Annotated in this window: 10 protein-coding genes; 7 read left to right on the forward strand and 3 right to left on the reverse strand. The window is 64.9% G+C overall.

What is annotated here, in order from left to right:
• Positions 1 to 58: 58 nt before the first annotated feature.
• Together OKA04_RS22495 and OKA04_RS22500 are read right to left on the reverse strand one after the other, a co-directional pair.
• Complete coding sequence (locus OKA04_RS22495; RefSeq protein ID WP_264503475.1) at positions 59 to 898, reverse strand: hypothetical protein; 840 nt, start codon at positions 896 to 898, stop codon at positions 59 to 61.
• A 128-nt stretch (positions 899 to 1,026) separates the two neighbouring features.
• On the reverse strand, positions 1,027 to 4,071 hold the full coding sequence (locus OKA04_RS22500) for a DUF5060 domain-containing protein (RefSeq protein ID WP_264503476.1): 3,045 nt from the start codon (positions 4,069 to 4,071) through the stop codon (positions 1,027 to 1,029).
• 498 nt (positions 4,072 to 4,569) lie between these two features.
• On the opposite strand from OKA04_RS22500, the gene OKA04_RS22505 reads away from it, so the two are divergent.
• From OKA04_RS22505 to OKA04_RS22535, 7 genes are all read left to right on the forward strand, one after another.
• Complete coding sequence (locus OKA04_RS22505) at positions 4,570 to 6,051, forward strand: SulP family inorganic anion transporter (protein ID WP_264503477.1); 1,482 nt, start codon at positions 4,570 to 4,572, stop codon at positions 6,049 to 6,051.
• A 75-nt stretch (positions 6,052 to 6,126) separates the two neighbouring features.
• On the forward strand, positions 6,127 to 6,486 hold the full coding sequence (locus tag OKA04_RS22510; protein WP_264503478.1) for an ArsR/SmtB family transcription factor: 360 nt from the start codon (positions 6,127 to 6,129) through the stop codon (positions 6,484 to 6,486).
• Complete coding sequence (locus OKA04_RS22515; RefSeq protein WP_264503479.1) at positions 6,483 to 6,962, forward strand: DUF6428 family protein; 480 nt, start codon at positions 6,483 to 6,485, stop codon at positions 6,960 to 6,962. Before OKA04_RS22510 ends, OKA04_RS22515 begins: the two co-directional genes overlap by 4 nt.
• A gap of 4 nt (positions 6,963 to 6,966) precedes the next feature.
• Positions 6,967 to 7,620, forward strand: coding sequence for an MIP/aquaporin family protein (locus tag OKA04_RS22520; protein ID WP_264503480.1), 654 nt, complete (start codon positions 6,967 to 6,969; stop codon positions 7,618 to 7,620).
• Positions 7,617 to 8,048 (forward strand): arsenate reductase ArsC, encoded by a 432-nt coding sequence (locus OKA04_RS22525; protein WP_264503481.1) that lies wholly within the window; start codon positions 7,617 to 7,619, stop codon positions 8,046 to 8,048. Before OKA04_RS22520 ends, OKA04_RS22525 begins: the two co-directional genes overlap by 4 nt.
• Positions 8,049 to 8,120: 72 nt before the next feature.
• Positions 8,121 to 9,230: a patatin-like phospholipase family protein gene (locus OKA04_RS22530; protein ID WP_264503482.1), complete on the forward strand. Its 1,110-nt coding sequence runs from the start codon at positions 8,121 to 8,123 to the stop codon at positions 9,228 to 9,230.
• 10 nt (positions 9,231 to 9,240) lie between these two features.
• Complete coding sequence (locus OKA04_RS22535) at positions 9,241 to 10,686, forward strand: hypothetical protein (RefSeq protein ID WP_264503483.1); 1,446 nt, start codon at positions 9,241 to 9,243, stop codon at positions 10,684 to 10,686.
• Between the two features lie 16 nt (positions 10,687 to 10,702).
• On the opposite strand, the gene OKA04_RS22540 is transcribed toward OKA04_RS22535, so the two are convergent.
• Positions 10,703 to 11,269: a hypothetical protein gene (locus tag OKA04_RS22540; RefSeq protein ID WP_264503484.1), complete on the reverse strand. Its 567-nt coding sequence runs from the start codon at positions 11,267 to 11,269 to the stop codon at positions 10,703 to 10,705.
• Between the last annotated feature and the right edge of the window lie 147 nt (positions 11,270 to 11,416).

Raw genomic sequence — 11,416 nt, forward strand, 5'->3', positions numbered from 1 at the left:
GAGGATGTCCCTGAAAGCAAGTGCCTCCCCTGGTCAGCCCTCCTCCGGAAGACCGGGATCAGCGACGACGGCGGGCGAGCAGGCCGGTCATGCCGAGCAGGGCCAGCAGCGCGCCGGAAGGCTCGGGGATCACGGACACGAGTTGGACGGCATTTAGGGCAGCGTATCGCGAGGCAGTGTTGCCGGTGGCATTGCCGTTCGGCGCCAGATCCTGGGTGGCGTTTGGATATGAGCCGCTTGCGACGACATTAGCCCACGTGAAATTGATCACACCGCCCTCGGCTCCGCCATTCAGAGCGACCACATTCATGAAGCGCACGTACTCGACGCCGTTGGTGAGAATGCCGTTGCCGCCCGCGATGCCGTCCCACGACGTCTGCAGGGGAGCGCCGCCATTCACGGAGAAGAGGCTGTTTTGCCCGCGGTTGATCGCACCGGCCCCTGGCGAGAAGGTGGAGCCCTGCCCGTAGAAATAGATGTCATAGCTGGCACCCACCACGAGGTTGCTGAATTTCCCGGTGGCGGTGACGGCGAACTCGGGGACGCTGGAGTCCATCCCGCCGTCGATCTGGAGGTAGTCTGTCATCAGCTCCGAGTAGCCGGACGCGCGCTCCATTTCCCCGCCGCCTGCGGCATTCGAGCCTTGGAATCCGCTGAGGGTGAAATCCACCGTCGTGAGGGAACCCGCCGAGTCCACCAGATCCAGCAGGGTGATGGAGTTGCCAGAGCCTGAATAGGCACCTGTGTTCCAGACCGTATGGCCGGGTGTCGTTTCCGCCGCGCCAAATCCCGTGTAGCCGGAGCTGTTCGGAGTGGCGAAGTCGATATTCACCACCGTGGCGGTGGCGAGACCGGAGCAAGCGAGAGCGAAAAGCGCGAAGGGGGGTAGCAGCTTCATGCAGGAACAGGGGGGGTGTTTGTCTAAGTGCCGATTTACCCCCTTTGCTTCCCGCAGGCAAGAACTCCGCGAGGCACGAATGGTTGTGACTTATTAAAGATCAATGATCGGCGAGCATGTGCCCTGCGTCACGGCGTCACAATTCGATAAAATGCCGCCGTTTCCGGAGCATCCGTGTCGAGGTAGTCGATCACGCCGTCCTCCACTCCCAGCTCGGAGGCGAGCGTGATCCAGGTCAGGAGATCCGTGGAGCGCTGGAGCGTGTGGCCCACACCGGGCGTGCCGGTGTAGCGGAAGCGCATCGCGCCATCGCCCGCGTGCTCCAGTATCGGTGGCGCGGAGGGCGTGCCGCTTCCGCCCTGGGTCACCTCCACGGAGATTTGTGCGGTGATGAAGCCGCCGCGGCCGTCCTCCACGGTCAGCGGGAATGAGTCCGGGCCGAAGTAGTCGATCGACGGTGTATAAGTGAGAGCCGTCGCATTCATCGAGACCTGGCCACCTTGGGCGGTCGAGCCGTGGGGGAGGATGACCGGCGTGACCGGGTCGCCATCGGGATCGTAGGCGCCACCCAGCAGCGTCGCATACGGGAGCGTCACCGGCTTGTTGATGGTGGTGGTGAAGGTGTGGCCGGCATAGACCGGCGGCGTATTGCCTTCGGTGGTGATGACGAGCAGCGGGCGCTTCGCGGGGTCGGTGGCTTCCTTCGAGGCGAAGGCAGCTTCACCAGACTCCGCTTCGAGAAAGAGGCCCTGCACGCCCGGTGTCGTGACCCAGTCACCGAGGTCGATCTCGATCACACCCCCGGACGGGATCGATCCTGTGAAGCTGCCGAGTTCCGCGCCCTTGGCCGGGGCGGTCTCCGAGGTGATTGCGGCCTCGTCCCAGTCATTCGAGAGCGCGGCGTAGGCGCGGATAGTTGTTTCCCCGGTGGCGATTCCTGCCGCTTCCGTCAGGCGCAGCTTCGCGCCCAGCGGCACGGCATCGAGGGTGGTGAGGTCGAAGGTCAGATAGGCCAGGCGATCCTCCGCGCGAACGGCCAGAGTGCTCCCGTTGTCGTTTTCACCATCGTCGGTGAAGGCATCGTGAACCGGTGAGAAAGTGCGGCGTCCGGTCAGGGATGGCAGCTCGATGGTCACGGTGATTTCATCGTGAGCATCAAGGTCACCATCGTCGGCGGCGAGGCTTAGCACGTAGGTGCCCGGCTCGCTGAAGGTGACCTGCGTGGCGGCCGCGCCCGCCTGGGAGAAAACGACGGGTGCGGGGCCCGACGCCATCATCCAGCTCACCTCCAGGTCCAGAGGATCGGGGAGGCCGTCGTCGGAGATCTGGCCTTCCAGCGTGATCGCGACGGTCTCGCCGGTGAGGAATGCCTCCTGGTTTTCCCCGGCCTCTACCATCGGGGGGGCATTCGTCACGCTGCCGCCGGTGGTCGATTTCACCAGCACGATCCAGTCTTGGGTAGTGTCCGAGGGCGGGCTGCCCAGATTGACCGTGCCACCGCCCTGCACATCGGCGGCGGGGATCACGGGACCGCCATTCCGCGGATCAAACCACTGCACCGAGAAGGCACCGCTGGCCGCGGAAAGATTGAGCGTGTGGCTGCCGCCCGAGCGGAGCTGCACCAGATACGTGTCGCCGGTCTTCGCGAGGCAGCGGTTTCCATTGTCGCCGTTGCCGCTGACGAGCTCGTTCTGGTTGCTCATCAGCTCGAAGGAGAAATCATTCTCCGCGAAGAGCTGCAGCGCATTCCGGCAGTAGGCCCAGAAGGCGTCCCGGCTGCGGAAGTCCTGGCAGGTCGTGTCCGAGTGCGCGTAATTGTAGCCGAAGTAGAATTCGCAACCCGCGCCGCCCGCGAGGATGGTCGCCCACAGGGCATCGCGCCGTGCATCCGTGTGGCTGTTGCCGGCGTTGTTGTCCGGGCGCAGGCTGGCGCTGGCATTGCCCGGCTCGTCGCAGCCCACCACCCACGGCTTGCCATACTGGCTCGACCGCCGGACGTAGCGCAGCACGTTCGTGAAGGTGTCGCTGAAATTTGACTCGTTCAATTGCAGCGACATCCCGGTGAGCGCGAACTGCGGGCCCATCAGGTCAAAGTGCTGGTCGCCATTGTGGATGACGATGTGGTTCCTGTACGGATCGTTATCGTGGAAGAACTTCGCCCACGCCTGCTTCTGCGCGGTGGTGGCGTCATTGATTTCCTCGCCCAGGTTCCAATTCAACGCGAGGTGGTGGCTGTAGCGGGCGATGAGCTCGCGGTAGTAGAGCTTTCTCAGAGGTCCCAGGTTTCCGCTGTCGAGCAGCGTCTCGTTCTCGGTCTCCTGCGTCTTGAAGTGGAGATAGAGGCCCTTGCGCGTGCCGTGCTCGAAGATCGTCTCCCACTGGTCCAACCGCGACACGTCGAACCTGCTGCGCTCGGTGTAGGTCGTGTAGGGGAAGACATTCCGGTCGTCCCCGTTGATGTTCATCGTGAGGAAGGAGACGGAGTTGAGCCCCTCCGCGGCGAGGTAGTTCAGCGCGCCGATGAGCCCCTTGCCTTTCGTGCCTTGCCACACGGGATCGCCCGCCTGCCAATCGGCCACATGCGGGCCCCACGTTTTGACCAGATCGTCCTTCTGGCCGTCGGTCTTGAAGTCGCCGTCGAAGTCCGCGTACGAAAGCAGGTTCTCCGGGGAATCGACCCCCGTCTTCATGAAGTACTCGCCGCTGCCGGAGAAGCGCAGGTAATGGCGGCCCACGTATTCCAGCCGACCCTTCGAGCGGAAGTCGCGGCCGGTCTTGTCACTGGGCGCGATGACGAATGCACCCTGCACTCCGTCGAAGTGGCCGCCGCTGCTTCCGGACATTGCGTCATCTGCCGACGCAACATTTGTCCCGCTGCGGAAGGATACCGTGTATGTCCACTCGCCGACGAGATCCGGCGCGAAATGGACACGCCAGATATTGCCCGTGGTCGCCGATGTCTCCGCGGCATTTCCATCCGCGGCATAATATCCGGGGACGATTCTCGTCGTGCCGGTGGCGGTGTGGATAAAGGTGATATCCGCCCGGTAGTCGGTGAAGGGATTCGGCGTCGCGGCCTCGCCCGTCTGCGGTCCTGCGAAGTCGAAAGTCAGCTTGTGCCAGCGTTTCAGCTCTCCCTCCACAGGCAGGGCGATCGGCGTCTGTGCGGACAAGGGAGATATCGCCGACGCGACGGCTGATAAGACAAGTCCGATTACCCGATATGGAAGGTTAAGCCGCATGAACGATAAGGAAGGGGGGAGGAGACAAACGTGGCAACCGCGCAAGGTCGCTGCGCAAATCGTGCCGGAATACGTGTGAACCGCATTTCGTCCCGAAAGCCACGCAGTTCAACTGAAAAGCATATCCCGCTCGTTATCCCATCGGTGTGAAGGCCGCGCGCAATCTGCAAACGACGGCCTTGGCACCAAGCAAAACGCACACACTGGGAGCACTCCGGCCTTGCCTCGCGTGGTGACCACCGGCAGCGTCCGCGCCGCTTTGACCGACACGATGCCACAGGCTTGTCCCGCCAGTCTCACTCCGCCCTGAAGCGAGAGTTCGAGCTGCTGATGCTCCCGTGATTTCCGCCGGGCCCGGTTGTCCGGCGGTTGATTCGTCTGCCTGTGTCCATCCCGCCGCACGTCGCGGCCTCGTCCTGTTGTATTGTCATGCCTTCCTTGAATTCTCCGTGGTTTTCCAATCTGCGCGGCGACCTGCTCGCCGGCATCGTCGTCGCCCTCGCCCTCATCCCCGAGGCAATCGCCTTCTCCATCATCGCCGGGGTCGATCCACAGGTCGGCCTCTATGCGTCCTTCTGCATCGCGATCGTCATCTCATTCGTCGGCGGGCGACCGGCGATGATCTCCGCGGCCACCGGTGCGATGGCGCTGGTCATGGCCACGCTGGTGAAGGAGCACGGTCTCCAGTATCTGCTCGCCGCCACGCTGCTGACCGGCGTGATCCAGTTCGGCTTCGGCGTCATGAAGGTTGGCGGGCTGATGCGCTTCGTATCGAGGTCCGTCATCACCGGCTTCGTGAATGCCCTCGCCATCCTCATCTTCATGGCACAGCTCCCCGAGCTGGACCTGCGGGTGGAGGGCGTGAGCTGGATCTCCTACGCGATGCTCGCCGGTGGACTGGCGATCATCTACCTGCTGCCCAGATTGACGAAGGCGGTGCCGTCCTCGCTGGTATGCATCATTGTCATGACGGTGCTCGCGGAGCTGCTGCGGCTGGACGTCCGCCGCGTGGGGGATCTCGGACAATTGCCGGACACGCTGCCCGTTTTCCTCTGGCCACAGGTGCCGCTGAATTTCGAGACGCTCGCGATCATCCTGCCGTATTCGGTGAGCCTTGCGGTGGTCGGCCTGCTGGAGTCGCTGATGACCGCGCAGATCGTGGACGACATGACGGACACGACGAGCGACAAGAACCGCGAGTGCCGCGGGCAAGGCATCGCGAACTTCGTGGCGGGTCTCTTCGGCGGCATGGCAGGCTGCGCGATGATCGGGCAGTCGGTCATCAATGTGAGGTCCGGTGGGCGCACCCGCTTGTCCACGCTCACCGCGGGCGTGGTGCTCCTGCTGTTGCTCCTCTTGCTGAATGACCAGGTGAGGAAGATGCCGATGCCCGCGCTGGTGGCGGTGATGGTCATGGTCTCCATCGGCACCTTCAACTGGGCGTCCTTCCGGAATCTGGCCATCCATCCGAGGTCCACGAGCACGGTGATGATCGCCACGGTGGTGACCGTCGTCTGGACGCACAATCTCGCGCTGGGGGTGGGTGCCGGTGTCTTGCTCAGCGCCCTGTTCTTCGCGCGGAAGATCGCGCAGGTGATGGAGGTGACCAGCAGCCGGGAAGGGGACACCCGCACCTATGTCGTGCGCGGGCAGGTCTTCTTCGCATCGGCGGGGCGCTTCACCGAGGCCTTCGATTTCAAGGAGACGCTGGCGAAGGTGGTCATCGATGTTTCCCACGCGCATCTCTGGGATCTCACCGCGGTCGGTGCGCTGGACAAGGTGGTCTTGAAATTCCGCCGCGAGGGTGCCGAGGTCGGGATCATCGGCATGAATGAAGCCAGCGCCACCGTGGTGGACAAGCTGGCGATCCACGACAAGCCCGGCGCGCTGGAGCGGATGCTGGAACATTGAGGGCCCGGGCCAGCATTCCGGAACGCGGTATGGCTGGTTGACATGACGGGAAAACTCGTTACGAGTTTTCCCGTTGTGAGCGATGTCGTTTCATTTTCCCGCGCGCTGGCCGATGTCACCCGCTGGCGCATCGTCCGCCTGGTGATGGATGAGGCGCTGTGCGTCTGCGAACTGGCGGACATTCTCGAAATGCCGCAGTCATCCGTTTCCAGCCACGTGCAGGTGATCCGGAAGGCAGGCCTGCTGGAGGATGAGAAGTGCGAGAAGTGGACCTACTTTCGCATCGCGAAAAGCTACCGCGCCCTGATCCGCACGCTGGTGAAAACGCTCGGCGACGACCTCCATCCGGATGATGCGGAGAAGGCCGCGCGCCGCCTCGCCGTCCGCGAGAATTCCTGCTGCCCCGGACCTGTCAAACTTGCCACACGCCGATGATCCTCTCCGAGCTCAAGTCCCTGCTCCGCGACCACGCGGACCGCTTCTTCCGCCTGCAGCTTCCCGATGGCGCGGCGGTGCCGGTTTCATTCCACGTCACCGAGGTCGGGCGGGTGCAAAAGACCTTCCTCGACTGCGGCGGCACCATGCGGGAGTCCGTGACCTGCCAGCTCCAGGTGTGGGTCGGCGAGGACTTCGACCACCGCATCGAGACGGGCAAGATGGCGGCCATCCTCGACAAGGCGAAGGCGTATCTGCCCGACGAATCCGTGCCGGTGGAGATCGAATACGAAGACGGGTTGATTTCCCAATATCCCATCGAAGGCCACGAGGTCACCGGTGAGGCGGTCATCCTGCGGCTCGCGCGGAAACACACCGAATGCCTCGCGCCGGAATTGTGCGGGCTGCCATCGATCAAGCGCCTGCCGTCGATCGGCGGCGGGAATCCCTGCTGCGGCCCTGCCGGGTGCTGTTAGATCGATGAGGAAGGCGCTCGCGGAATGGCTCGGCACCTTCTTCCTCGTCTTCGCGGGGACCGGGGCGATCGTGATCGACCAGGCGAGCGGCGGGGCGATCGGTCATGTCGGGATCGCGCTGACCTTCGGCCTCGTGGTGCTGGTGATGATCCACACCTTCGGCGATGTCAGCGGCGCGCACCTGAATCCGGCGGTCACGCTGGGCTTCGCGGTGGCCGGGCGATTTCCCTGGCGGGACGTGCCGAATTATCTGGCGGCGCAGTTGGCCGGGGCATTTACGGCGAGCGTCCTGCTGAGGCTGATGTTTCCGGGCCCGGGAACCCTCGGGGCCACGCTGCCAGCCGGGAGTGTCGCGCAGAGCTTCATCCTGGAGATCGTGCTCACCGCGGCGCTGATGCTGGTGATCCTCAGCGTCTCCAGCGGCGCGAAGGAAAAGGGGATCACCGCGGGAATCGCGGTGGGAGCCATGGTCGGGCTGGAGGCGATGTTCGCCGGGCCGATCAGCGGGGCGTCCATGAATCCCGCGCGTTCGCTCGCCCCCGCATTGGTGAGCGGCCACGTCCAGCACCTCTGGCTCAACCCCGTGGCTACGATCCTCGGTGCGCTGCTGGCAGTGCCGCTGTGCCGGGCCGTCCGGTCAAGCGACCATCCTTCATGAAACCAACCGTCCTCATCCTCTGCACCGGCAACTCCTGCCGGTCTCACCTCGCTGAAGGCATCCTCCGAGCCGCGGCTGGTGACATCATCGATGTCCGGAGCGCCGGCTCGAAGCCCGCCGGTTACGTGCATCCCCTTGCGGTGAAGGCGATGGCCGAGATCGGCATCGATCTCGCCAGCCATCGCTCGAAGCACCTCGATGAATTCCTTTCCCGCGACATCCACACCGTCATCACGGTCTGCGGGAATGCCGACCAGGCCTGCCCGATCTTCCCCGGCCAGATGCAGCGGCATCACTGGAACTTCGACGATCCCGCGCACGCCACCGGGACCGAGGACGAGCAGATGGCCGTCTTCCGCCGCGTGCGGGACGAGATCCGGAAGGTCTTCGAGGCGTATGCCGCCGGGCTGAGGTTTGGGAAACCATAGCGGACGCATGCCGCGACATCCGTGCTTTGTTGCTGGTGGGGAGGCGGTGCACCCGTTAGAGAATGCGGAGTCATGGATTTGACCGCTCCCCCTTCCGGTCGTGCTCGGCTGCTGGCCTTTGATGGCGGCGGGATCCGCGGGTTGTTTTCGCTGGAGATCGCCCGGCGGATGGAAGTGCTGTTGCGGGAGCGGCACGGGCGGCCGGACATGGTGCTGGCGGACCATTTCCACTACATGGGCGGCACGAGCACGGGGGCGATCATCGCCACCTTCCTGTCGTGGGGCCTACCGGTGGACGAGGTGCTGCGCCTCTACCGCGAGAATGCCCGCGTGATGTTCACGAAGGCCGGGCTGAGCAGCATCCACAAGCACCGCTTCGCCGGTCAGCCGATCTCGGATTTCCTGAAGAATTTCTTCGTCGAAAGCGACGGTACTCCCTCGACGCTCGGTACTGCGCAGCTCCGCACGCTGCTGCTGGTGGTGACACGGAATGCCTCCACCGGATCGCCGTGGCCGATTTCGAACAACCCGCAGGCGCTCTACAACGACCGCTCGCAGCCGGGCTGCAATCTCGACCTGCCGCTGTGGCAGATCGTGCGTGCGAGCACTGCCGCGCCGACCTTCTTCCCGCCGGAGGTGATCGAGATCGCCGACCGCCAGAGCGGTGAGCCGAGGAAGCAGGTCTTCGCCTTCGAGGACGGCGGCGTCACGCCCTTCAACAATCCCGCGTATCTACTCTACACCATGGCCACGCTGCCGGAGTATCGCCTGCAGTGGCCGGATAGAAAGGAGCGCATGAGCCTTGTCTCCATCGGCACGGGACGGGTGAAGACGGGGCGGGGCTCGCGGCTCGATGAGAATCTGCTCGGTCAGGCGAAGTCCGTTCCGGCAGCGCTCATCGGCTCCGCGCAGTGGATGCAGGACCTGCTCTGCCGGCAGCACGGCGAGTGCCGCCATGGCGAGCCACTGGACAGCGAGATCGGCGATCTGGTCCGGGAGAATCCGCGCGCGGCATTCCTCTACGCGCGCTATGACCGCAGCATCGGCGACGCCGACATGGAGGCCGCGCTGAAGGTGAGCAAGAAGGGCTTCACCCTGGATAATATCGAGCTGATGGACTTCCTCGGCGAGATGGGCCGGGCGTATGCGGAGCGGTCGGTGAAGCTGGAGCACTTTGATTGAGATTGAGGAGATGGAAGACCGTGGATCGCAGATGGCAGGTGATGGGGTTCCGGCGTTTCGCCGCGTGTGGATCGTGGGCTTCGCCGGGCACCGGCGGCTGGTTGAGCCGGCGGCGGTGAAGGCGGCTATCGTCACGGCGCTGCGGGAATTCCGCGATGGCGTGGAGGGCGAGCTGACCGGCCGCGCCAGTGCGGCTGCGGGAGCGGACCTGCTTTTCCTGGAGGCCTGCCGCGAGCTCGGGCTGGCCTACAGCGTGGTGCTGCCATTCCCCGAAGAGCGATTCCAGGAGGACTTCGATGATGATGCGGAGTGGGCCAGGGCGAGGACTCTCATCGATGGCGCGGCCAATGTGGAGATCGTCCCCGGAAATGAAGTCGCCCCCGAGGCCTACCACCTCGCCGCGCGCGAGATCCTCGACGTGTGCGATGCGATGCTCTTCCTCTGGGACGGCCAGCCCGCGCGCGGCATCGGCGGCACGGCGGAAAGCGTGGGCGAGGTGCGCGAGCGCGGCCTGCCCCACCGCATCATCGAGGCGGAGACGGCGCGCATGGGACCGCTGGTGAGCCAGGTGCCGCTGCCTTGGCGGGACGATGTGATCGCGCGCCTGCCCGCCGTGCCGGGCGTGGATCGCTTGTTCACGGAGCTGGATCGACGTGCCGTCCGCGGCGCGCCGAGGTCGCGCTGGTTTGCCGCCGGATCGATCTCGCTGAACCAGTGCGCGACGGTCATTGCCGGGGTGCTCGCCGTTTTCGGGCCGGGGGCCGACCTCGCCGCGGTGGTGAAATTCGGCATCGTCGTCCTCGCCGCGTGCCTGCCGTGGGTGGGGGCCCGCCTGCGGATCAATAACCAGTGGGTGGACGACCGCCTGCGCGCGGAGATGCTGCGCTCGCTCTCCGCCTCACATGCCTTCGCGCCGCCGCTGCGTCCCTTCGCCGCGGAGCTGCTGCATGACGACGCGGCCTTCCTGCGCAGCGCGGCGTGGCAGATGATCGGCCAGCGCCGCCCGTGGCAGGAGGAGCGAGACCGCTACCTGAGGCAGCGGCTCGATGGCCAGATCGGCTACCTCGCCTCAAAGGGCGAGCACGCGGCACAGCGGCTGAAGGTCTTCCAGACTGCCTTCCGCATCGCCTCCTCGGGGGCCATGCTTTTCGGCGCGGTGGCGATTTTCAAAGGCGTCTTCAAGTGGCAGGTGCCCCCCTTCGCGGACCGCGTGCTGTTGTCCTTCCTGCCGGTGGTGCTGCCGGCGATCGCGGCGTGGTGCCTGGCGATGATCCCGCTCTTCGAGCACAAGCGCCGGGCGAATCTCTACCGCCAGATCGTCGGGCGGCTGAAGGAAAAGCGCGCCGAGCTGGCGGAGGCGAAGTGTTTCACCACCGCCGCCCAGGTCGTCGCGGCCAGCGAGCGCCTGCTGCTCACCGAGCTGTGGGAATGGGCAGGCACCCGCGGGCGGAAATGATCCACCGCGCCTCCATTCACACCAGCACGGTCGGCAGCGCGCCCTCCGCGATGCGCAGGCGCCGGGACTTCGCGCGATCCTCGCACCAACGCGTGAAGCGTTTGGCGATGACGGCCGCGAGACCGTCCTGCGTGAAGCCCGCGGGATCCAGCACCAGCTCGGATTCCGGGCAGCAGCGTTCGCAGTGCGAGAGCGAGACGCGGAAGACATTGTCCAGATCCGCGGTCGCCTCGATGGCTGTCTCGCCTGAGAGCACCGCTCCGCCGATGGCCGCGATGCCACGCGTCATCGCCTCGAAGTCACAGCGGAAGTCATCGCCCGCCTCATGTTGCGCGGCGGCGAGCACGGATTGACGCCAGAAGGGATCACCGGCGAGCAGGCGGACCTCCTCCGCATCGAAGGCCCGGCAGTGACCGCGGTCGCGCGAGCGGTGGAGATTGAGATGGTCGGAGACCCGGCGTCCCAGCTTGGAGACGTCGCAGCCGCAATTGGCTCCGATGGCGATTGAGTGGCGGGGCGTGGGTTGCTTGAGCCAATCGACCAAGCCGACCGCCCCGTCGGTCGTGTAAGCAGTCGTTCTCATGGCGTGGTATTTCTACTCCCGCCTGCCGTGCATTACCACTGCACGGGGCACCCGTTAGTGCGCATATCCTCTTAGAAGCCGTCTGAAAATTAACTGAAGTTGAGCAATTGGGCTGTACAGAGCCGCACGACCATTGGAGAATCCTCC

It is taken from the genome of Luteolibacter flavescens, assembly GCF_025950085.1.
Lineage (GTDB): Bacteria > Verrucomicrobiota > Verrucomicrobiia > Verrucomicrobiales > Akkermansiaceae > Haloferula > Haloferula flavescens.